Source organism: Hymenobacter daeguensis, from assembly GCF_054780555.1.
Map to the genome: position 1 here is coordinate 476,581 of NZ_BAAGWC010000002.1, position 21,320 is coordinate 497,900.

Below are 21,320 nucleotides of genomic sequence, written 5' to 3' on the forward strand. Positions count from 1 at the left end.
CTAGAAAAAATTTCAAATAATAAATATTTATTTAGCAATAAAAAATCATTTTATTTTACAATATAATATTTTCAATCGTTTGTGGGAATGCGAGCTGGGGTTTTTATCATTTAATGTGTTGTTTGTCAGATTAATATGGCGTTGACCTGAATTCTGTGCATATTCTGTTTTCTGCACTGAAATTGCCGGTACAGTCTGAATTCTACAGAGTCGGCCGGCCTTGCCGAGGAAAGTCTATCAGTGCCAGCCCGGATAGGAATATGCCCACGGGCACGGATTGACGCGGGTGGGGGCAACGAGGTCCTTTGTGGGTAGCGATTCGAGCGAATGGCCTCCACCAAAAATCCCCTGTCCCATGAAAATTGCTTTGCTCCGGCCCTGGCTGCCGGCTGCTGCCGTGTTGGCGGCTGCTTTGCCCGTTGCTCCTGCATCGGCCCAAAAACTGGCCATTGAGAAAACCCACGACGTATCGGGCAAGGCCAAGCGCGGCTTTCTCGACGAGGTGAACGTGAACGAGGCCGCCAATAAGGTAGACCTTACCTTCTGCACGAAGGCCAACAACCGCAAGGTGAAGTTTGAGACGTATCACTTTGATAGCCAATTCAACTTCAAGGGAATGGATGAGCGGGAGGAGCCCGTGGAGAAAATGAAGCGCTACAAGGGCGACCAGTACGACGTGCCCGGCGTGACCGTGGAGCCCAACATGATGGGCACGCTGGTGCTCCGCCGCAAGCAGGCGCACTACACCTGGGACTGGTTCTGGGGCGGCTACAACAAGAAGATTGAGATTCTGGAAAAGGTGAAGCCGCGTGGCGACAACGGCTCCTTTTACCAGTATTCGGCCCATGCCGAGTACGACCAGACGGGCAACGTGGTGGTCATTACATCCGGCAAGGACAAGCTGGGCAAGGGCACCGACCCGCTGCGCATGTATAAGGAGTACCACGTACTCAAATTCAACAAGGACCTGGACCTGGTTTCGGACACGCCCATTCAGTTCGACAAGCCGCAATACGTGGTGCAGGCCACCAAGCTGGACCCCAAAGGCGACCAGGACGAGGCCGCCGACGACTCCGGCGACCCGGAGTATGACCTGGGCATCGTCTTTGCGCCGGTGGCCATTCAGGGCCTGAAAAAGCAGGCCGACCCGGTGGCCACCAACTACACGTACGTGCGGGTAGGGGCCGATACCAGGCAGAAGGAGCGGGTTAGCATTGCCTCGCCCAACAGCATCTGGCTGGTGAATGGCATGGCCACGTTCCGCGACGGCACGGTGGCCGTATTTGGCCCGGCCAACGATAAGCAGGACGAGTACTTCAACGAGGATATTACCGCCCAGGTGGCCAACGAGGCCGTGCGCGGCCCCATGGAAGACAAGTTCAAAGCCAAAAACTTCGAGCTGTTGAAAATCAAGGATGGCGCGGTGGCTTTCATCACCAACACGCCGGTGGCCGAGTTTGAGCAGAAGCTGCAAACCCCGCCCGCCCAGAAGCGCACCCCCGAATACACCGGCAAGCGCTTTAAAGTAAATGGCGGCACGGTGCTGCCCAACGGCGACCTGCTCATTGGCGGGCAGAGCTACGGCCTGGAGCGCGGAGCCTTCGGCCTGGGTGCTCCCAAAACCAGCAGCAGCGGCAGCAGCCTGGTGGGGGGCCTGGGCGGCATCATGAGCGGCAAGGGCGGCACCAGCATGGGCACGGCGGCCAACAACCGCGAGTACAAGGACATCATGATGTTTCACTTCGACCCACAGGGCCACCTGCGGGCGCAGTACGGCGTGCGCCGCCAGGAAAACAACAAGTACAGCGAGCAAAACCCCAACGAGCAGCACCTCTACCCCGCGCAGGACGGCCGCAGCCTGTACTGGATGATTGGCGAAATCTCGGGCATCCGCGAGCTGAGCGGCATGGAATCGGGCTCGGCCAAGGTGCTTTACTATCCGGCCGTGACCAAAATAGACCTGACCGGGGCCAAGCTCACCAATTTCGCCAAGTTTGGCAACGAGCAGTATTTCCTCAACAACTCGATGCCGCAGCTGCCCATGGGCGGCAAAAACAGCATCGTGTACTTCGGCGAAAACAAGAGCGGCAAAACCATGTGGTTTGGCCAGATGCCGCTGGAATAGGCGGCAGGCCGGGCCTGGGCTACTGCCGTGCCGTGAGGTAGGCCGTACGGGCTTCCTCGAGCTCGGCAACCAGCGCCGCGCGCTGCCGGAGCAGCGCTTTGCCCACGGCCGGGGTGCGCCTGAACAGCCGGGCCGCCCGCAGCCGCCGCAGGCGTTGGGAGAGGTTGTTCCAATAGCCCAGGGCATAGAAGCCGGTGAGCGGCAGGCTGAGCACGTACAGGGCCGTCAGCCGCCAGTCGTGCGCGAGCCAGTGCTGCACGGCGGCCGCTTGCAGCGCATAGGCCAGCGGGAAGGTTATCATGCCCACCACCAGCATAATGGGCGCGATAAATTCCACGTCCTTGGTAGCGCGCCGGGCCACGGCCGAGGGCAGGATGTAAGGCAGATAATTGTTCAGCACCCCATACAGCCACACGGGCGCGCCAAAAAACAGGTTGAGGAGCCCGGCCACGGTGCCCCGCCGCTGCCCGTCGAGGGCGGCATCGGTGAGGCCGTGGCGCTGCAGGTCGGCCAGATAGGCCTGGAACTGCTCGCGGGCGGCCAGCAGGCGCTCGGGAAAATGCTGCTCGGCCCAGGGCAGGGCCTGCAGCAGAGTGCGGCTGAGCTGGAAGTTGTCGTAGAGCGTGGTAGGGTCGTCGTCGGGGTTGAGATGGTCGCCAAACACGCGCTCAATCTGCTGCACGAAAGCATCTTCGGCCGCGTCGCGGGTGATGACCAGCCGCCGCTCCAGCGCCACCCGAATGGCTTCGGTGAGCTGGTCGGCGGCTTCGTCGGGGTCTTTAGCGTAGGCGGCGGCATAGTCGGCCACCACAATGGGCGGAGCCACGTTCAGCAGCACATCGGAGCGAAACTTGCTGGGGTCGAAGTAATTGGTGGCCACCGGCACCACCAGCAGGCCCAGCCTGAAGTCGTGCCGGGCCTCGGCGCCCAGCGCAATGCGGGCCGCGCCGGTTTTGAGGGGCCGCAGCCGGCGCTCGCTCACGCTGGTGCCCTCCGGGAAAATCATGATGGTGCCGCCCCGGCCCAGATAATCGTAGCAGCGGCCGAAGGTCGCCTCGTTCTGGGCCGCGCGCTGCTCGTTGCTCTGGGGGCCCGGCCCGGCGTCCTGCGCCCGGTAGATGGGAATGGAATTGCCCGACGCCATGATGGCCCGCACGATGGGGTTCTTGAAAAACGTGCTCTTGGCCAGAAAGGCAATGGGCTCGCGGCGGTTCACGGCCGCCAGCAGCGGGTCCATGAGGGTGTTGGGGTGGTTGCCGGCCAGCAGCAGCGGGCCGGGCAGCTGCAGGCGCTCGGGGTGCCGCACCTCAATGCGACGGAAAAAGACCCGCAGCGCTACCTGCACCAGCGGTTTCATGACGGTATAGAAGAGCATGGGCGGGCATACGTAAGGCCCCGAAGATAGGACACCCGCTCATTCGGCCAGCCCTGAAATGCAAGCGCCGCCAAACCTCGGGGGCTTGGCGGCGCTGCCTGGCGGGCGCCGTCAGGCTACCTCTTCTTCATGCGGTCGGCTTTCGCTTTTTCCAGCTTGGCCTTGGCTTTGGCTTTTTCTTCTTCGCGCTTGGCCTTCTCCTTGTCTTTTTTGGCCTTCTCTTTTTCCATCTTCTCGCGCTTGCCGGGGTACTTGGCATCGAAGAGCTGAACCTTGGCAATGCTGTCGGCATCGGCAATGGCCTTGCGGGTGGTGACGCGGCCCGTGAGCGAAACATGGTCGCCCTCGGCAATCTGGGTGGCGGTGCCGTCGGGCGTGGTCACCACGCCGGCCGGCGTGATAACCGTGCCGTTGATGAGCTTCTTGTCGGCCGTGAGTGGGTTGCTGATGCCGAGCTCGGTGAGTACCACGCGGCCCTTCACCATCGACAAGCCATCCTTGGTGCCCTCAACGGCCGAAGCAGCGACCCGCGGCTTGGGCTGCACGCGGCCCGGGCGGGCGGTCTGGCCTTGTGCTACAACACTACCCAATAGGAAAATGCCTAGCAAACCTCGGAATAGAGAAGTGGATTTCATGCTAAAGTTAAAAATAGGGTGGGGAGATATTGCGGGGTAATTGCTTTTCAGGCGCAAGTTACGGCATTTTTTGATAACATTCAGGAGAAGTAATGTCCGGTGAGTGCAAATTCATGTTTGCCGGTCAGGGGCCCGGTGCATCCTGGCGCACGCCCTGCGCGTATGGGCATTATTCAACTTTGATGCCGTAAATCGGGTTCCTTTTGCGGCGTCGGCGGCAAAGCGTCGGCCGGTTTCTGCTACCTTTCCACTCATGGAATACAAAGACTATTACAAATCCCTCGGGGTGGATAAAAACGCCACGCCCGAGCAAATCAAGAAGGCTTACCGCAAGCTGGCCCGCCAGCACCACCCCGACGTGAACCCCAACGACAAGGGCGCGGAACAGAAGTTCAAGGAAATCAACGAGGCCAACGAAGTCCTCAGCGACCCCGAGAAGCGGAAGAAATACGACCAGTTCGGGGCCGACTGGCAGCGCTACCAGCAGCAGCCCGGCGGCGGGGCCGGCCGTGGCGGCCAGCCCGGTGGCGGCTTCGACTGGAGCCAGTACACGCAAGGCGGCGGGGGCGGTGGTTTCGGGGGCGGCAGCCCGTTTGGCGAAGGCGAGGACTTTTCCGATTTCTTCGGCTCGCTCTTCGGCAACATGGGCGGCGGCGGTGGGCGCTCGAGCCGTCCCGGCGTCGGCCAGGACTACCAGGCCGAGCTGGAGCTGAGCTTGGAGGAAGCCTACCACGGTGGCCCGCGCACCATCACCGTCAACGGCAAAAACCTGCGCCTCACCATCGCGCCCGGCGTGGCCGACGGCCAGACCATCCGGCTGCGCGACCAGGGCGGCCCGGGCCGCAACGGCGGCCCCAACGGGGCGCTGCTCATCACTTTCCGCATCGCGCCCGATGCCCGCTACGCCCGCACCGGAGACGACCTGACCCAGGAAGTGCCCGTGAGCATCTACAAAGCCCTGCTGGGCGGCGAGCAAACCGTGGACACGCTCAGCGGCCCCGTCAAAATCAAGCTCAAGCCCGAAACGGCCAACGGCACGCGCCTGCGGCTGCGCGGCAAGGGCTTTCCCGTGTATAAAAAAGACGGTCAGTTCGGCGACCTCTACCTGCGCCTGACCCTGACGCTGCCCCAGCACCTCACCGACCAGGAAAAGGACTTGTTTCAGCAATTAGCCGCCCTCCGGCCCGATGCCTAACCCCTAGTTTTTTCGCTATGGAAACGCTCATCCTTACTTTTCAGGAATGCACGGTGCGCTACGGCCTGGCCCCGGCGGCGTTGCATGAGTTCTTGCAGGCCGGCCTGTTGCGCGCCGCGCCCGCGCCCGAAACCATCATCATCGACGAGCCCGACGACCTGCCGCGCCTTGCCCGCCTGCACCACGAGCTGGGCCTGGCACCGGAAGCCCTCGACATTATTCTGGCCATGCGCCGCCGCCTGGTGCACCTGCAAGCCACCCTGGCCCGCGAAACCGCCCGCGCCCGGCAGCTGGAAAATTTCCTTTTGGGAAACGGGGCATTAGAAGACTTTGGCTAAGCGCCGAAGAACATCAGGCTGAGCGCGGGCGAAGCATCTCCACCGCATAAGTAATCCAGTTGACCGGGTTTACTGTTTGCAGTAGGGATGCGCCGCCCGCGCTCAACCTGACTTTTTTTACTGCTCACGCTACGGCCAGCGCCAGCGCCAGGCCCACCAGCGTGGCCGCCAGCTTGGGCCAGTTGAGCTTGTGCTCGGGGCTGGTTTCGAACAGAATAGTGGTGGAAACGTGCAGGAAATTGCCCGCCACCAAGCCCAGCAGCGCGGCATACCAACCACTGCTTAGCAGCTGCGACAGCACCACGTAGTTGCTGACGATGATGCCCACCGGCGAAGCCAGCGCGAAAATCAGCAGGCCCGGCCACACCCGCCGGAAGCTGCCCAGGCGCAGGCGCAGCAGCGTGGCCAGCGCAAAGGCCGCCGGCATGTGGTGCAGCGCCACGCCCACCACGATGGCGTAGAAATTCTGGCTCACCTGCCCTACTTCCGGCGTGCGCACCAGAATGCTGCCTTCCAGAAAGGAATGCACCACCAGCGCACTCAGCAGCAGAAAAGGTACCCGGCCGGGGGCATCGTGCCCGTGGGCCGTTTCGTGGTGCACATGGCCATGCTCCACGCCCTGCGACAGCACTTCCAGCAAAAGCTGGCCGAAGAAGCCCGCCAGCACCCAGTAGCCCACCCGGCTTGGGTGCTCGGGCAGCAGTTGCAAAGCTTCGGGCAGAATATGGGTGACCGTGAGCGTGAACAAATACGCTCCGCTGAAGGCCAGCAGCGGTTTCAGCCACCGGCCGCCCTGCGCCACCGGCACCCAGGCCGCCGCCGCCCCCGCGCCCAGCACGGTCAGCAGCAGCAAGAAAATAGCAAAGCCCATACAGTAAATCAGTGAGGAGTGAGGAAGCCGCAACCAGCCGCTAATGTTTCGGCCCGCGGCTCAATCCGACCGCCTGCACTCCCAATTCAGCCTTCTCGAAAAAGCTTCGCAAACAGACGCAAAGCGGCAGCTTTGCTACCGCCACCGGGCGGGCAAAGCTGCCACTTGCAGAAGAAACCGTGCTGAAGGAATGCGCCTTAGCGCTGAATTTCGTGACCGCCGGCCGTCGTGTCGGCCTGGCTCGACTTGCCGGCGTCGTTCAGCTTGCCGCGCTGGCGCATGCCTTCTTCGGCATTGGCCGAGATGGCCGATTCCGGGGTGATTTTTTTGGTGCCATCGGTGGTCACGCCTTCTTCGGCTGCCACCATCAGCGGCGAGTGCGTGTTCTCGATGGAGCCGTTGGGCACCGAGTGGTCGAAGTTCTCGTCGTCGCGGGTGCCGGGGGCTACCACGTCCACGGATACCTTTTCATCGTCGCGCCAGTCAGACGGCTCGCTGCTGCAGGAGGTCAGGGCCAAAGTAGCGGCCGAAACAGCCAGCAACAGGGTGGAAGTCAATTTCATCGAAGTAAAATTAGCAGAGGTTGAAATTTATACGGTGGCCGCCGCGGCATCGGCCGGCAGCAGGTTTTTGCGACGCAGCATGGAGTCGAACAGCTTCACATCGTTGGGCGAGTTGAAGATGCGCAGGGGCAAATGTAAAAACACCGGCACATCAAACGTGCGCGCCAGCCACAGCCGCCAGGCCGCCATGCCTGCCGGCGGCGTGCCCGACTTCAGGTACAGCGTGTAGGCTTCGGCGTCGCGGGTGGCGCGGTCAATCAGGTCCCAGGTCAGCTGCATGGCTTTGCCTTCCTTCTCGGGGCCCACGCGCAGCAAAATCTGCTTGTTGTCCATCTCGAAGGCCATGCGCTCAAACAGCGGCTTGCTCTGCTCCAGCTGCGTCACGCCCGTCACCTGCGCCGAGCGGAACAGCACAAACAGAATGGTGAGCACCACGGCCAGCGCTATCCACCACCACGAATGCACGAAAATGGCCGGCAGCAGCCCCAGCGCAAACGGAATCAGGGCGTACACCCAGTCTTTTTTCCACACTTCGCCCATCACCATGCGCGTGTAGGCATCGGTGGTAAGCTGGGTCTTTTTGGTACGAATGGCCAGCGACGGAGCCTGCTGGGCCTGGCGGAAGCCGCCACCGCCGCCGCGTTGGTTGGGTTGGTTCATTCTTAACGATTAATGATTGATGCGTAACGGTGAATGGTGGTTACAGGAGCGGGGCCGCAATTAACCATTTATCACTAACCGTTAAGCATCGATTTAAAATGCTTTCAGGCTCAGGTCAAGGCTTTTAACCGAGTGGGTGAGCGCGCCCACCGAAATGTAGTCGACGCCGGTGCGGCCTATCTCGGCAATGGTCTGCTCGGTGATGCCGCCGCTGGCTTCGGTGGGGTAGCGGCCGGCCACGAGGGCCACGGCCTCGCGCAGCTGCTCGGGGTTCATGTTGTCGAGCATGATGCGGTCGATGCCGCCCGCGTCCAGCGCCTGCTGCACCTCGTCGAGGGAGCGGGTTTCGATTTCGATGGGCAGCTGGCGGCCGGTTTTTTCCAGGTAGGCGTGCGTGGCCGCAATGGCCGCGCCGATGCTGCCCGCGTAGTCAACGTGATTATCCTTCAGAATAATCATGTCGAACAGCCCGTAGCGGTGGTTCACCCCGCCGCCGATGAGCACCGCCCACTTCTCGCAGATGCGGAAATTGGGGGTCGTCTTGCGGGTGTCGAGCAGCCGGGCCTTCGTGCCGGCCAGCAGATTGGTGAGGTGGGCCGTGTAGGTGGCAATGCCGCTCATGCGCTGCATGCAGTTGAGCACCAGCCGCTCGCCGGTGAGGATGCTGCGCGCCGGGCCCTCCACGGTAAAGGCAATGTCACCGTGCTTCACCCGGTCGCCATCGGCGAGCAGGGGCGTGAGCATCAGCGAAGGGTCCACTTCCTTGAAAATCATGGGGGCCAGCTCCATGCCGGCCAGTAGGCCTTCGCCTTTCACCAGCAGGTGGGCGCGGTTGCGGGCATCGGCCGGAATGGCGGCCAGGGCCGAGTGGTCGCCGTCGCCCACATCCTCGGCCAAAGCCGTGCGGATGAAGGTGGTCAGGGCTTCGGGAGTCAGGTAAGCAGTGGTGGGAGTTTGCACGCCGCAAAGGTACGGCCCTTGCAGCGGCTAGGAAAGCGTAGTGCTCTTGTTGAAAAAAGGCCACGAAAAAGCCCCGACCTGTGGTAGGACGGGGCTTGCTTTATTCTTTGGTAAGCTCCAGGGTGTCCAGCAACGGGGCACCACGAGTGGGCTTCAGCTTCACAAACACGCGGTAGGTGCCACTGCGGCCCGTGTAGCGGCCAATGGCGTACTGAATGCCTTCGCCGCTCTGACCCTGGTGAATAAATTCAAACGAGCTGGGCGGGTTCTTGGCGAAGAAATCCTTCATCACCAGCTCGGCCTGGGTCGAGTTATAGCCCTGCTTATCGCCTTCGAAACCAATTTCAACGGTAGGAGCAAAATATTGCGACAGCTCGCGGGAAGAGCCGTTGCGCAGGGCCGAGCGCACAGCCCCAAGGTTATCGGACTGGGCATGTGCCGCGACAGCACCCAGCAGGAACAGCCATCCAATGAATAGAGTCCTAATTAAATAGCGTTTCATTATAAGAGTAATAAATGCGTCATACGCAGCGAAGTCAAGCGAAAATGATGCCAGTAAGTAAACGAAGTGGTGAAACCGCCGGTAAAATTACTAAAAATCGAGGCAGGCAAAGAGAAGCAGCGAAGGTAGAAAATTTCAGCCAGAGGCGCGGGGCTGCCGTATCTTTGCCCCATGAGTAAGCAGGTTTTATTGGTAATTCTGGATGGCTGGGGCATTGCCCCGAATACCACGGTTTCGGCAGTAGACGCGGCTAGTACGCCGTTTTACCACGAGCTGTTGCAGCGGTTTCCGCACAGCACCTTGCAGGCATCGGGCGAGGCCGTGGGCCTGCCCGAGGGCCAGATGGGCAACTCCGAAGTAGGGCACATGAACATCGGGGCCGGCCGCGTGGTCGACCAGGAACTGGTGCGCATTGGCAAGTCCATCCGGGAGCGCAAGCTGGGCCAGATGCCCGCGCTGGCAAAGGCGTTTGAATACGCCGTGGCCAACGACAAGCCGCTGCATCTTATTGGCCTGCTGAGCGATGGCGGCGTGCATTCGCACATCGACCACGTCAAAGCCCTCTGCACCATTGCCCACGAGGCCGGGGTGCGGCGCGTGTTTGTGCATGCCTTCACCGATGGCCGCGACACCGACCCCAAGAGCGGCGTGCGCTACATCAACGACCTGGAGCAGCACAACGAGCGCAACGGGGCCAAAATCGCCTCGGTGGTGGGCCGCTACTACGCCATGGACCGCGACCGCCGCTGGGAGCGGGTGAAGGTGGCCTACGACCTGCTGGTGCATGGCATCGGCACGCCGTCGCAAAACCTGATTCAGAGCGTGCAGGAGCAGTATAAGGAGGGCGTGACGGATGAATTCCTGAAGCCCATCGTGAAAACCGGGCCCGATGGCCAGCCGCTGGCCACCATTCAGGAAGGCGACGTGGTGCTGTGCTTCAACTTCCGCACCGACCGGGGCCGCGAAATCACGGAGGTGCTGACGCAGCAGGACATGCACGCTTTCCAGATGCAGCGCCTCAACCTGCACTACCTCACGCTCACCAACTACGACGACACGTTCGTGGGCGTGACGCCCATTTTCGAGAAGGACAACCTCAACAACACGCTGGGCGAGGTGCTGGCCGCGCACGGCAAAACCCAGATTCGCATTGCCGAAACCGAAAAGTATCCGCACGTCACGTTCTTCTTTTCGGGCGGCCGCGAGGTGGAGTTTGAAGGCGAAAAGCGCATCCTGCGGGCTTCGCCCAAAGTGGCGACCTACGACCTGCAGCCCGAGATGAGTGCCGCCGAGCTGCGCGATGCCATCGTGCCGGAGCTGCAAGCCCGGTCGGCCGATTTTGTGGTGCTGAACTTTGCCAACCCCGACATGGTGGGCCACACCGGCGTGTTTGAAGCCGTGGTGAAGGCCGTGGAAACGACCGATGCCTGCGCCCGCGCCGTGGTAGAGGCGGCCCTCGCGGCCGGCTACGCCAGCATCATCATTGCCGACCACGGCAACGCCGAGTTCATGCGCAACGAGGATGGCTCGCCCAACACCGCGCACACCACCAACCTGGTGCCCTTCATTCTGGCCGATAACGACTACGTGGGCACGCTGGCCGCCGGCAAGCTGGGCGACCTGGCCCCCACCATCCTCGACCTGATGGGCATTGCCCCGCCGGTTGAGATGACGGGCCAGAGCCTGCTGCAGCGCAATGGCGGCGCCCATGCGTAAGGGCGGCGCGGCGCTGCTGGCCGGTGCCCTGGCGCTGGCCGGCTGCGGCGATGCCGGCCCGGCCGCACCAGCGGCCCGCCGGCCGCTTTATTTTGATGTGAAAGGCCTGCTGGCCAGTCAGATAACGGGGCTTGAGCAGCGCCACGCCGCCGTGACCAAGCACGTGAGCCTGCGCGGCAACGCCCCGGAAACCGTGCGGGTGCCGAAAGTGAAATGGGCCGATGAGCTCCAGATTTTTTTTCAGGCCGACATCAACAAAGCGGCCCTGCGTGGCGCGTATGCTGTGGATTCGGCCGCGCTGCCCGGGGGGCTGCTGCGCCGGACCTATACCCGGCTGCCCGGCCAGCCCAACGCACCGGTAGCGCGCCTTACGGTGGTGCAGCAAGGGACGGTTCCGCAGGAAATTGCGGCCACCATCATTCAGAATAATCCGCTGTTTTCGGCGCAGAAGCAGCTGCGCATGCAGCTGCAAAACGGCCAGCTGCGCACCTATGAAGTAGTAGGAACCCAGAAGCTGATTCTGTTCGATACGCTGCGCTACACCGCGGCCGGGCAGGTGGAGTAAGACGACCTACCGGCGCTCGTAAGCGCCGATGGTGGGCGTGCTGGGACTGCGCGGCAGGTTCAGCAGGTCGCGGCCGGGCGGAGTGCCATCGGCTGAGCGGGCGGGCGAAACGGCGGGCGAAGTGGCCTGGAAACGATAGTCGGCGGTACTGCCGGAAAACGTGGTGCGGACGAAAAGCGGGTCGGGCACGTTGACCAGGTTATTGAGCGCGGGCGCGGCCAGTCCGGGCTTGCCGGCCGCATCGGTCGTGGCCTTGTATTCCTGGGTGCGCAGCAGGGAGTTGCGAACGGTCGGCGTGGGGAAGCCAGGGGTGCCGTTGTTCTGGAAAAATAGCTCGTCCTCATACGAACCCCAGACCACGGAATTGCGGATGCTGACGCTGGTGGTGAGCGGCAGCGTCGGCCGGCCATCGTCCTTGTTGGTAAAGGTCAGCGACGAAGTTTCGCGCTGGAAAGACGGCGTGTAGTTGGCGATGGTGCAGAAATTGAGGTCATACGCCCCCCCCAGGCCAATCATGGCGTACTCGCCGCAGTTGGTGAACAGGCAGTTGGTGGCCGTCACGTCACCGGAGTAGCTGATGACCCCGCCGCCGGTGCTGGCGCTGGCATTGGAAAACGAAACCCGGGAGCCGGAAATATTCTTAACCACCGTGTTCTGCAGGCTCAGGGTTGGGTGCGGCAGCAGGGCGTCGGGATTGTAAAGCAAGGCTCCGAACGTGGCGTTCTTGATTTCGGCGTAGCGAATGAGGTTGTTGCGGCTGGTGCTGGTGAAGATGATGCCGCCCCACTGGCCGGGAATGTCGTTGTAGAACGACTCCAGCCGGTCGCCCTGAAAGCGCACGATGTTGCGGTTGCTGGCCTTAATCGTATCAAAAGGAGCCGTGAGGGCCGTGCCGGGCTGATAATCGGCGGGCGAATTCACGATGAGCGTGCCCATCACGATAATGGCCGACCCGGCGTGCGAGTACACTTTGGTGCCGGGCATGATGCGCAGCGTGCAGCCGGGGTCAACCTGCACCGAGTTGAAAATGACGTGCGGCTTGTCGTTGCGCCACACCGAGTTGCAGGGCAAAACCTGACCGTTGTGGAAGTAGGCATTCTGCCCGAATGCCACCAGCTTCACGTCCTGGTCGTTGTTGTTGGTGAAGAAATGCACTTCATCGGCCACCAGAAAAGGCTTGGCCGCCGTGCCGTTGTCGCCGAGCGTGGCACGCACCAGCACCAGCAGGCTGTCGTTGCCGCGAATGGTAACGCCCGATATGGTCGGGCCGGCATCGCCGTTGATAATGAGCGAGTAAGTAGTGCCCGAGATGCCGCGCAGGCTCACGTCCGTCTTCACCGCGCCGCCGTTGCGGTTGTACACCCACAGCCGCTTCGTCACCGTTCTGACGGTGGTAAAAACCGTGTCGAATATCACGGAGTCGGTAGCGAATTCCAGCTTGCCGGTGGTCTGCATCATATCCTCCTTCGGCTCGCAGCCGGGCAGGAAGGTGAGCAGGCAGCTTAGCAGGATGAATAGCGGGAAGAGGTGGCGCATAGCGGGGCGGCGGGCAGTCAGGCTCCCCGCCTTACCAGGGCGGGAAAGCGGACGCTGGGGTGGTTATGGCGTTGAACGCTGGACGTTGGCAAATAAGTATGGTGAAGCACGGGTATCGCTCGGGTGTCGTTCAACGACCCAGCCACCCCGTTTTTGCTTCGCAAAAACTCCCCTCCCTGGCAAGGAGGGGAGTAGTCGTTCTGCTTATTTGGTCACGCCTTCCTGCAGGCGCTCGGCGCTTTCGGCCAGGCGGAGCTGCTCCACGAAGTCGTCCACGTTGCCTTCCATTACGCTGGCCAGGTTGTACACCGTGTAGCCGATGCGGTGGTCGGTCACGCGGCCCTGCGGGTAGTTGTAAGTGCGGATTTTGTCGGAGCGGTCGCCGCCGCCAATCATGGTTTTGCGCACCAGGCCGTCGGCTTCGTTTTTCTTGGCCAGCTCCATGTCGTACACGCGGGAGCGGAGCACAGCCAGGGCTTTGTCGAAGTTTTTGAGCTGCGACTTCTGGTCCTGGCACTGGGCCACGAGGCCGGTGGGCAGGTGGGTGAGGCGCACGGCCGAGTAGGTGGTGTTTACCGACTGGCCGCCGGGGCCGCTGGAGCAGAAGTAGTCCTTGCGGATGTCGCTCATGTTCAGCTCCACGTCGAATTCTTCCACTTCGGGAATCACCACAATGGAGGCCACGCTGGTGTGAATGCGGCCTTGGGTTTCGGTGGCCGGCACGCGCTGCACGCGGTGCACGCCGCTTTCAAACTTGAGCTTGCCGTACACGTCCTCGCCGCGCACGGCCACAATGATTTCCTTGTAGCCGCCGGCAGTGCCTTCCATGGCATCCATGAGCTCCATTTTCCAGCCCTGCTTTTCGGCGAAGCGCATGTACATGCGCTGCAGGTCGCCGGCAAAAATGGCGGCTTCGTCGCCGCCCGCACCGGCCCGGATTTCCATGATGACGTCCTTGGAGTCGTTGGGGTCCTTGGGCAGCAGCAGGTCTTTGATGACTTCTTCGAGGCGTTCCTTCTCGGGCTGCAGCTCGTCGAGCTCGGCTTTGGCCATCTCGCGGAAGTCCTGGTCTTTCTCCGTGGCAATGACCTCGCGGGCGTTTTCGATGTTGCTGAGCACGCCCTGGTAGTTGCGGTATTCGGCCACAATCTTGCCCAGCTCCTTGTATTCTTTATTCAGTGCCTTATAGCGCTTTAAGTCCGACATCACGTCGGGCTGCATCAGTTCCTCGTTTACGTTCTCGTAACGTTGGTTGATGGCTTCTAATTTATCAAGCATCGGTGTTCGGGAATTAGTCAGTAGTTTGCAAAGATACTGAATCTAAACACCGCTATGTAGGCGAGGGGTTCATTCAGAATCATAACCCAACAGCCGTGCGGCGGCCTGAGTTTATGCAAGTGTTGAAATTTGGAGGCACCTCGGTGGCCTCGGCCGAGAATATTCGGAAATCCATTGCCATTGCGGCCCAGGCGGCGGCGCAAGGTCCGGTTGTGATGGTGGTGTCGGCGCTGGGCGGCACCACCGATGTGCTGATTGGCGCCGGCCGCGCCGCCGCCGCCACCGATGCCGGGTACGGCGATACCCTGGCCCAGCTGCACGAGCGCCACCGCGCCGCTACCCAGGAGCTGCTGGCCGGTGCCGCGCAGCACGAGAAGCTGGCCGCCATCACGGCCCAGTTTGGCGAAATCCAGATGCTGTGCGACGGCATTTTTGCGCTCGGTGAGCTCTCCAACCGCACCCTCGACAAGCTCATGAGCTACGGCGAGCTGCTGTCGTCGCGCCTCGTGGCGGCAGCCGCCAAGGCCCAAGGCCTGCCCGCTGGCTGGGCCGACGCCCGGCAGCTCATTCGCACCAATTCCCGCTTCGGCGCGGCCGAGGTGGACATGGCCGTGACCACCCGGCAGGTGGCCGATATGAAGGACAGCACCGAGCACCACATCTGGGTGGTGCCCGGCTTCATCGCCGCCGACAGCTACGGCACCACCACCACGTTGGGCCGCGGCGGCTCCGACTACACGGCCGCCCTGCTGGCCGCCGCGCTGGATGCGGAGAAGCTGGAAATCTGGACCGACGTGAGCGGCATGATGACGGCCGACCCACGCCTCGTGCGCAGCGCCCGGCCCATTGCGCGCATCAGCTACCAGGAGGCCATGGAGCTGTCGCACTTCGGGGCGAAGGTGCTCTATCCGCCTACTATTCAGCCGGTGATGCAGCGCGGCATTCCGCTCTGGATAAAAAATACCTTCGCGCCCGACGACTACGGCACGCTGGTGGAGGTGGAGCCGCCGCGCGCCGCCACGGTGGTGCAGGGCATTTCCAGCATCGGCAACCTCACGCTGCTCAACCTGGAGGGCAGCGGCATGGTGGGCATCCCCGGCTTCTCGAAGCGGCTGTTCGAGGCCCTGGCCCGCGAGCGCATCAACGTGATTCTCATCACCCAAAGCTCGTCGGAGCATTCCATCTGCGTGGGCGTGAACGCGCAGGACGCGGCCGTCGCTCAGGTGGTGGTGGACGAGGAGTTTGCCACGGAAATTGCCGCCGGCCGCATCGAGCCGCTGCGGCCGGAGCGCGACCTCGCCATTGTGGCGCTGGTGGGCGAGAACATGAAGGACCACCCCGGCATTAGCGGCAAGCTGTTTGGGGCGCTGGGGCAGAATGGGGTCAATATCCGGGCCATTGCGCAGGGCGCGTCGGAGAAGAACATCTCGACCGTGATTCGGGCGGCCGATGTGCGCAAGGCCATCAACGTGCTGCACGAAGCTTTCTTTGAGGCCACCAAGAAGCAGGTGAACCTGTTCATCCTCGGCCCTGGCAATGTGGGTAGCAAATTGCTGGAACAGCTGGCCCGGCAGCAGCCGCACCTGCTCGAAAAGCTCGGCTTGCAGGTGCGTGTGGTGGCCATTGCCAACAGCCGCCACTGCCTGGTGGATGAAAACGGCCTCGACCTGACGGCTTGGCCCGAGGAACTGGCTAATGCACCAGCCCAGACGTTGGCAGAATTCACCCAGCTCATCATCAGCCGAAACCTGCGCAACTCCATTTTCGTGGACGTGACGGCCAACCCGGCCGCCGCCAGCATCTACGCCGATTTGCTGGAAAAAAGCGTAGCCATCGTGGCCTGCAATAAAGTGGCGGCTTCGTCGGACTACGCGCATTATGCAAAGCTGAAAAGTTTGTCGAAGGAATTCAACGCCAGCTACCTGTTCGAAACCAACGTGGGCGCGGCCCTGCCCATCATCGGCACGCTCAACGACCTGACGCGCAGCGGCGACGTGGTGCGGCGCATGGAAGCCGTGCTCTCGGGCACGCTCAACTTCGTGTTCAACAACTACGACGGCACCCGGCCCTTTGCCGAGGTGGTGCGCCAGGCCCAGGCCGAAGGCTACACCGAGCCTGACCCGCGCCTCGACCTGAGCGGCTCCGACGTGGCCCGCAAAATCCTCATTCTGGCCCGCGAAGCCGGCCAGGTGATGGAAATGGCGGACATTGAAATCGAAACTTTCCTGCCACCGGCCTGCCTCGAAGGCGATGTGGAAGCCTTCTACACCCAGATGGCGGCCCACGAAGCGCACTTCAAAGCGCTCTATGATGAGGCCGCTGCGGCCGGCAAGCGCCTGAAATTCGTGGCCCGCTACGCCGACGGCCGCGCCGCCGTGGGGCTGCAGCAGGTAGCGCCCGGCCACGACCTCTACGACCTGCGCGGCAAAGACAACGTGGTGCTTTTCTACACCGACCGGTATGTGGACCAGCCGCTGGTGGTGAAGGGCGCGGGGGCCGGGGCGGAGGTCACGGCTTCGGGCGTATTTGCGGATATTATCCGCGCCGCCCGGCTGTAGCGCGGTGCTCAATGAGGAATGAAGAATGAGGAATGAAGAATTGCTTCGCCTGATTCATCGGCCACAATTCCTCATTCTTCATTCCTCATTCTTCATTAGCAATGTCCGTTCTCGTTCACTCGCCCGCCACGCTTTCTAATCTGGGCTGCGGCTTCGATGTGCTGGGCCTCGCCCTCACCGCGCCCTACGACACCATTCGCCTCACACGCAGCAGCACGCCGGGCGTTCGCATTCAGCACCTTGACGCCTACAACCTGCCCACCGACCCCACCCGCAACGTGGCCGGCGTAGCCCTGCTGGCGCTATTGAAGGAAGTGCCGGAGGCGGTGGGCTTCGACATGGAAATCACCAAGGGCATCATGCCGGGCAGCGGCGTGGGCAGCAGCAGCGCCAGCGCCGCCGGGGCCGTGGTGGCCGCCAATGCGCTGCTGGGCAACCGCTTCAGCAAGATGCAGCTCGTGGATTTTGCGATGGAAGGGGAGGCCGTGGCCTCCGGTGCCCGCCACGCCGACAACATTGCGCCGGCCATTTTCGGCGGTTTCACGGTGGTGCGGGCCCTGGAGCCGGCCATTGATATTGTGGCGCTGCCGGCCCCGGCGCTGTGGGTGGCCGTGGTGCACCCGCAGATTGAGGTGAAAACCAGCGAGTCGCGCAAGGTGCTGCCGGCCGCCGTGCCGCTGGGCCTGGCCGTGCGCCAGTGGGCCAACGTGGCGGGCCTGGTGTCGGGCTTTCTCACGGCTGATTATGAGCTGATTGGCCGCTCGCTGGACGACTACATCGTGGAGCCGGCGCGGCTGCCGCTCATTCCCGGCCTGGCCGAGGCGCGGCAGCGGGCGCTGGCTGCCGGGGCCATCGGGGGCGGCATTTCCGGCTCTGGGCCGTCGATTTTTATGCTGAACCGCGACGAGGCAACGGCGCAGGCCGTGGGCGCGGCGCTGGGCAGCGTATTTGCCGAACTGGGCATTGCGTTTAATGTGTACGTGGGGCCGGTGGGCACGGAGGGCGCCCGGGTGGTGGGGTAGGAACGCGCCATGGCGCGTTCGACGGTCGCAGGAGTTTGTGCGGCCGGTTCAACGACTGAACGCGCCGTGGCGCGTTCCTACAAGCAACAACAATGAAATACTACAGCCTTCGCCACCAGTCGCCGCCGGTTGATTTTCGCCAGGCCACCATCACCGGCCAGGCGCCCGATGGCGGCCTCTACTTCCCCGAAACCATCCCGAAGTTCCTGCCCGGCTTCCGGCGCGAACTGCGTAAGCTGAGCAAGGCCACCGTTGCCTTCAACGTGATGCGGCCTTACGTGGGCAGCACCATTGCGGAGAGCGACCTGCAGCGCATCTGTGCCGAGGCGGTGGACTTTGAGTTTCCGCTGGTACCGGTGCAGCCGGAAGTATCGGCGCTGGAGCTGTTTCATGGGCCCACGCTGGCATTTAAAGACGTGGGGGCGCGGTTTATGAGCCGCTGCCTGGGCTACTTCGCGCAGCGCGGCGACACGCCGCCCGTGACCGTGCTGGTGGCCACCTCCGGCGATACCGGCGGGGCCGTGGCCAGCGGTTTTCTGGGGGTGCCGGGCGTGGAGGTGGTCATTCTCTACCCCTCCGGCAAGGTGAGCCCGGTGCAGGAGCAGCAGCTCACCACGCTGGGCCAGAACATTACGGCGCTGGAAGTGGCCGGCACCTTCGACGACTGCCAGGCACTGGTGAAACAGGCGTTTCTGGACCCGGAGCTGGCCCGGCGGCGCTTTCTGACCTCGGCCAACAGCATCAACGTGGCGCGCTGGCTGCCGCAGCAGCTGTACTACTGCTTTGCCCTGCAGCAGTGGCCCGCCGAGGCCGCGCCGCCGGTGGTGTCGGTGCCGAGCGGCAACTTTGGCAACATCTGCGCGGGGCTGCTGGCGCGAACGTCGGGGCTGCCGCTGGGGCCGTTCATCGCGGCCTGCAATGCCAACGAGCCGGTGCCGGTGTACCTGCGCACGGGCACCTTCACGCCGCGCCCGGCGGTGCCCACCTTCTCCAATGCCATGGACGTGGGCAACCCCAGCAACTTCGTGCGGATTCTGGAGCTGTTCGACAACGACCTGGCCAAAATGCGCGCCGCCCTCAGCGCCGACACCGTGAGCGACGCCGATACCGTGGCCGCCATCCGGCAGGTGTGGGAGCAGGACGGCTACCTGCTCGACCCGCACGGCGCGGTGGCCTACACCGCCCTGCGCCGCTACCAGGCCCGGCACCCCGGCGCGGCCGGCATGCTGCTGGCCACGGCCCACCCGGTGAAGTTTCCCGACGTGGTGGAGCCCATTCTGGGCCACGCCATCGAGCTGCCGGCGGCGGTGCGGGCCCTGCAGGGGCGCGCCAAACGAAGCGTGCCCATTTCGGTTAACTACGAGGAGCTGAAAGCCTGCCTGATGTAGCGGCCTTGGGCCGTGGCGCGGCGTTTCAGAACTTTGCATAAATTCAGCCTGATGCCTTTGCCCGTGAAAACCCTGCTGCCAAAAATCGTCCTTTCGGCCGTCGCTTTGAGCTTCGCCGCCTGTAGCTCCGACCAGGTGGAGCACCTCAAGGACAGCAAGCGCATCGGCATCGAAACCGCCAACTGGGAGGTGAAGCGCATCATGCCCAAGGACCTGCTGAATGCCACGCGCTGGGCCGGCGACTCGCTCACCGCCACCGCCGACTCGCTGCTGCGCCGCACGCTGGCCCGCGAGCTGGCGGCCGGCGGCGTGGCGCAGGCCCTGCGCTTTTGCCGGCCCGAAACCTACCACGCCGTCGATTCACTGGCCGGAGTGCTCAAGGCCACGGCCCACCGCGTGAGCGAGCACCCGCGCAACCCCGCCGCCCAGGCCCCGCTGCTGGCCGAGCAGATGCGCCCCGACACGCTGCGCACCATTCAGCGGCTGTCGCAGGAGGTGTTCTTCTACCAGCGGCCCATTGTGCTGAACAATCAGCTCTGCCTGCGCTGCCACGGCGCGGTGGGCAAGGACATTTCGGCGGCTGATTACGCCCTCATCAGGCAGCAGTTTCCGCAGGACCAGGCCACCGGCTACCGCCTGGGGCAGGCCATGGGTGCCTGGCAGCTCAGCCTGCAGCGCCCCGGCGTGGCCGAGTTCTGGACCATGAAAACCCGCAAAAAGTGGAAGGAGCACAAAATGCCCAAGCTGTTCTGAGGCCGTTGCCGGGCCGATGGCCGTCCGCCGGGGTTCCGTGCTTACTTTTCGGGCATGAACGGGTTGTTTTTAAATCGCCGCGTCCTGGCTGCCGGGCTCGCTGTTGGGGCAGTGCTGTTGGGCCGAGCCGACTGCCAGGCCCAACACACCCTGGAGCAGGCCTTCAATTCGCTGAAGGCCAACGAAGCCACGGTACCGGAATGCATCAGCGTGGTGGCCGGCGACAGCACCATTCTCTACTATAACCACGCCTACGCCCTGACCCCGCCGGCCTGCGCCAGCATTCGGCGTCATGCTCATGTGAGCGACCAGGGCGATTTTTTGGGCGAGGCCCGCGACTACAGCATGGCCACCGGCCGCCTGCTGAGCCGCATCTACTACCTGAAATCGGTGCGTGATGGCGCCTACGAAACGTATTTTCCGAATGGCCGGCTGGCCGTGCGCGGGGCATTTGCCAAGGGCGAGCCCACGGGCAGCTGGGAATTCTGGTACCCCAACGGCCAGCGCAAGCACACCCTCGACTGGACCGGCCAGGTGGCGTCCCCGATTCGCATTGTGGCGGCCTGGGACTCGACCGGCCAGCAAACCGTGACCAACGGCAACGGCCTGTGGCAGGACGTGATGCGCCTCGTGCCGCGTCGCTACGGCGGGCCGGTGCTGAACGGGCTGCCGCAGGGCGTGTGGGAAAGCCACGACGTGGCGTCGGGCAAGCTGCTGACCACGGAGGTGTACGAGCAGGGCATTTTCCGGGGCGGGAAGTCGCTCGATGGGGGCAGGCGCTACAAAAGCCGCGCGCTGCTGGAGCCGCAGATTGACGACCCCACCGCCGACTCGGACCGCGTGCGGCTGGGCCAGAAGTGCAATGCCCCCGGCATGCAGGCAATGCTGAAGCCCGGCGGCCCCCGCACGCCCCCCAGGCCCCCCGGCGACGTTACGTCTTACCTGCGCCTGGTGCTCGACAACCTGAACCAGACCAACCAGCGCAACCAGTGGGAAAACCTGGCCGATGGGCAGGAGTTCACTGTTCGGGCCAGCGTTGACGAAACCGGCTACCTGCGGCTGGTGAGCGGCCAGGGCGGCAGCGGCATCGTGACGGCCCTGGGCCAGGCCGTGAGCGGGCTGCCGCGCTGGAAGCCCGCCACCGTCAACAACCAGCCGGTAGCGGGCGATGTCCGCTTTCTGATTGTGAAATCGGGAGCCCGGCTGAACATTTCGATGCAAACCAAGGCCCTTTGATAACCCTGCAGCCGCCTGGGACCGTTAGCTATAATATTACCGAA

The 21,320-nt window shown here is 63.1% G+C and carries 19 protein-coding genes; 10 read left to right on the forward strand and 9 right to left on the reverse strand.

Annotated elements, in window-relative coordinates; all coding sequences use genetic code 11:
* The first annotated feature begins 355 nt into the window (after window positions 1-355).
* Window positions 356-2,125, forward strand: a complete 1,770-nt coding sequence (locus tag ACYVHT_RS05610; RefSeq protein WP_460548836.1) for a hypothetical protein — start codon at window positions 356-358, stop codon at window positions 2,123-2,125.
* A 19-nt stretch (window positions 2,126-2,144) separates the two neighbouring features.
* Here the strand turns inward: ACYVHT_RS05610 and ACYVHT_RS05615 are convergent, their stop codons facing one another.
* Together ACYVHT_RS05615 and ACYVHT_RS05620 are read right to left on the reverse strand one after the other, a co-directional pair.
* On the reverse strand, window positions 2,145-3,500 hold the full coding sequence (locus ACYVHT_RS05615; RefSeq protein WP_460548838.1) for a lysophospholipid acyltransferase family protein: 1,356 nt from the start codon (window positions 3,498-3,500) through the stop codon (window positions 2,145-2,147).
* 116 nt (window positions 3,501-3,616) lie between these two features.
* Window positions 3,617-4,135, reverse strand: a complete 519-nt coding sequence (locus ACYVHT_RS05620) for a DUF6799 domain-containing protein (protein ID WP_460548840.1) — start codon at window positions 4,133-4,135, stop codon at window positions 3,617-3,619.
* 253 nt (window positions 4,136-4,388) lie between these two features.
* Here ACYVHT_RS05620 and ACYVHT_RS05625 point away from each other — a divergent pair, with 253 nt between their 5' ends.
* Both ACYVHT_RS05625 and ACYVHT_RS05630 read left to right on the forward strand, forming a co-directional pair.
* A complete protein-coding gene (locus tag ACYVHT_RS05625) occupies window positions 4,389-5,330 on the forward strand; it encodes a DnaJ C-terminal domain-containing protein (RefSeq protein ID WP_460548841.1) in 942 nt (313 codons plus the stop codon).
* Window positions 5,331-5,347: 17 nt separating this feature from the next.
* Entirely contained in the window at window positions 5,348-5,668 is a 321-nt protein-coding gene (locus ACYVHT_RS05630; protein WP_460548842.1) for a hypothetical protein, read from the forward strand.
* Window positions 5,669-5,792: 124 nt separating this feature from the next.
* Here the strand turns inward: ACYVHT_RS05630 and ACYVHT_RS05635 are convergent, their stop codons facing one another.
* From ACYVHT_RS05635 to ACYVHT_RS05655, 5 genes are all read right to left on the reverse strand, one after another.
* Window positions 5,793-6,539 (reverse strand): ZIP family metal transporter, encoded by a 747-nt coding sequence (locus tag ACYVHT_RS05635; protein ID WP_460548844.1) that lies wholly within the window; start codon window positions 6,537-6,539, stop codon window positions 5,793-5,795.
* 197 nt (window positions 6,540-6,736) lie between these two features.
* On the reverse strand, window positions 6,737-7,102 hold the full coding sequence (locus tag ACYVHT_RS05640) for a hypothetical protein (protein ID WP_460548846.1): 366 nt from the start codon (window positions 7,100-7,102) through the stop codon (window positions 6,737-6,739).
* 27 nt (window positions 7,103-7,129) lie between these two features.
* A complete protein-coding gene (locus ACYVHT_RS05645; RefSeq protein ID WP_460548847.1) occupies window positions 7,130-7,762 on the reverse strand; it encodes a hypothetical protein in 633 nt (210 codons plus the stop codon).
* A 93-nt stretch (window positions 7,763-7,855) separates the two neighbouring features.
* Window positions 7,856-8,722: a nicotinate-nucleotide diphosphorylase gene (nadC, locus tag ACYVHT_RS05650; RefSeq protein WP_460548848.1), complete on the reverse strand. Its 867-nt coding sequence runs from the start codon at window positions 8,720-8,722 to the stop codon at window positions 7,856-7,858.
* A 100-nt stretch (window positions 8,723-8,822) separates the two neighbouring features.
* On the reverse strand, window positions 8,823-9,224 hold the full coding sequence (locus ACYVHT_RS05655; protein ID WP_460548850.1) for a DUF4783 domain-containing protein: 402 nt from the start codon (window positions 9,222-9,224) through the stop codon (window positions 8,823-8,825).
* Between the two features lie 171 nt (window positions 9,225-9,395).
* Between ACYVHT_RS05655 and gpmI the strand changes: the two genes are divergently transcribed.
* Window positions 9,396-10,940 (forward strand): 2,3-bisphosphoglycerate-independent phosphoglycerate mutase, encoded by a 1,545-nt coding sequence (gene gpmI, locus ACYVHT_RS05660; protein WP_460548852.1) that lies wholly within the window; start codon window positions 9,396-9,398, stop codon window positions 10,938-10,940.
* A complete protein-coding gene (locus ACYVHT_RS05665; RefSeq protein ID WP_460548855.1) occupies window positions 10,933-11,505 on the forward strand; it encodes a hypothetical protein in 573 nt (190 codons plus the stop codon). The genes gpmI and ACYVHT_RS05665 overlap by 8 nt, the downstream gene beginning before the upstream one ends.
* Window positions 11,506-11,511: 6 nt before the next feature.
* Here the strand turns inward: ACYVHT_RS05665 and ACYVHT_RS05670 are convergent, their stop codons facing one another.
* Both ACYVHT_RS05670 and prfA read right to left on the reverse strand, forming a co-directional pair.
* Window positions 11,512-13,041, reverse strand: coding sequence for a hypothetical protein (locus ACYVHT_RS05670; protein WP_460548857.1), 1,530 nt, complete (start codon window positions 13,039-13,041; stop codon window positions 11,512-11,514).
* Between the two features lie 204 nt (window positions 13,042-13,245).
* Window positions 13,246-14,319: a peptide chain release factor 1 gene (gene prfA, locus ACYVHT_RS05675; RefSeq protein WP_460548859.1), complete on the reverse strand. Its 1,074-nt coding sequence runs from the start codon at window positions 14,317-14,319 to the stop codon at window positions 13,246-13,248.
* Between the two features lie 113 nt (window positions 14,320-14,432).
* On the opposite strand from prfA, the gene thrA reads away from it, so the two are divergent.
* The 5 genes from thrA (at window position 14,433) to ACYVHT_RS05700 (ending at window position 21,276) form a co-directional block, all read left to right on the forward strand.
* On the forward strand, window positions 14,433-16,877 hold the full coding sequence (gene thrA, locus ACYVHT_RS05680; protein WP_460548860.1) for a homoserine dehydrogenase family protein: 2,445 nt from the start codon (window positions 14,433-14,435) through the stop codon (window positions 16,875-16,877).
* Window positions 16,878-16,978: 101 nt separating this feature from the next.
* Window positions 16,979-17,899 (forward strand): homoserine kinase, encoded by a 921-nt coding sequence (locus tag ACYVHT_RS05685; RefSeq protein WP_460548862.1) that lies wholly within the window; start codon window positions 16,979-16,981, stop codon window positions 17,897-17,899.
* A gap of 92 nt (window positions 17,900-17,991) precedes the next feature.
* Entirely contained in the window at window positions 17,992-19,287 is a 1,296-nt protein-coding gene (gene thrC / locus ACYVHT_RS05690; protein ID WP_460548864.1) for a PALP domain-containing protein, read from the forward strand.
* A 63-nt stretch (window positions 19,288-19,350) separates the two neighbouring features.
* Entirely contained in the window at window positions 19,351-20,040 is a 690-nt protein-coding gene (locus tag ACYVHT_RS05695; RefSeq protein ID WP_460548866.1) for a c-type heme family protein, read from the forward strand.
* Between the two features lie 111 nt (window positions 20,041-20,151).
* Window positions 20,152-21,276 carry a toxin-antitoxin system YwqK family antitoxin gene (locus ACYVHT_RS05700; RefSeq protein ID WP_460548868.1) on the forward strand — a complete coding sequence of 375 codons (1,125 nt, stop codon included), beginning with the start codon at window positions 20,152-20,154 and terminating at the stop codon, window positions 21,274-21,276.
* The last annotated feature ends 44 nt before the right edge of the window (window positions 21,277-21,320 follow it).

Bases quoted from the DNA above. Each gene is read 5' to 3' on its own strand.
- ACYVHT_RS05610 (WP_460548836.1), top strand. From the start codon at position 356: ATGAAAATTGCTTTGCTCCGGCCCTGGCTGCCGGCTGCTGCCGTGTTG.
- ACYVHT_RS05615 (WP_460548838.1), bottom strand. From the start codon at position 3,500: ATGCTCTTCTATACCGTCATGAAACCGCTGGTGCAGGTAGCGCTGCGG.
- ACYVHT_RS05620 (WP_460548840.1), bottom strand. From the start codon at position 4,135: ATGAAATCCACTTCTCTATTCCGAGGTTTGCTAGGCATTTTCCTATTG.
- ACYVHT_RS05625 (WP_460548841.1), top strand. From the start codon at position 4,389: ATGGAATACAAAGACTATTACAAATCCCTCGGGGTGGATAAAAACGCC.
- ACYVHT_RS05630 (WP_460548842.1), top strand. From the start codon at position 5,348: ATGGAAACGCTCATCCTTACTTTTCAGGAATGCACGGTGCGCTACGGC.
- ACYVHT_RS05635 (WP_460548844.1), bottom strand. From the start codon at position 6,539: ATGGGCTTTGCTATTTTCTTGCTGCTGCTGACCGTGCTGGGCGCGGGG.
- ACYVHT_RS05640 (WP_460548846.1), bottom strand. From the start codon at position 7,102: ATGAAATTGACTTCCACCCTGTTGCTGGCTGTTTCGGCCGCTACTTTG.
- ACYVHT_RS05645 (WP_460548847.1), bottom strand. From the start codon at position 7,762: ATGAACCAACCCAACCAACGCGGCGGCGGTGGCGGCTTCCGCCAGGCC.
- ACYVHT_RS05655 (WP_460548850.1), bottom strand. From the start codon at position 9,224: ATGAAACGCTATTTAATTAGGACTCTATTCATTGGATGGCTGTTCCTG.
- gpmI (WP_460548852.1), top strand. From the start codon at position 9,396: ATGAGTAAGCAGGTTTTATTGGTAATTCTGGATGGCTGGGGCATTGCC.
- ACYVHT_RS05665 (WP_460548855.1), top strand. From the start codon at position 10,933: ATGCGTAAGGGCGGCGCGGCGCTGCTGGCCGGTGCCCTGGCGCTGGCC.
- ACYVHT_RS05670 (WP_460548857.1), bottom strand. From the start codon at position 13,041: ATGCGCCACCTCTTCCCGCTATTCATCCTGCTAAGCTGCCTGCTCACC.
- prfA (WP_460548859.1), bottom strand. From the start codon at position 14,319: ATGCTTGATAAATTAGAAGCCATCAACCAACGTTACGAGAACGTAAAC.
- thrA (WP_460548860.1), top strand. From the start codon at position 14,433: ATGCAAGTGTTGAAATTTGGAGGCACCTCGGTGGCCTCGGCCGAGAAT.
- ACYVHT_RS05685 (WP_460548862.1), top strand. From the start codon at position 16,979: ATGTCCGTTCTCGTTCACTCGCCCGCCACGCTTTCTAATCTGGGCTGC.
- thrC (WP_460548864.1), top strand. From the start codon at position 17,992: ATGAAATACTACAGCCTTCGCCACCAGTCGCCGCCGGTTGATTTTCGC.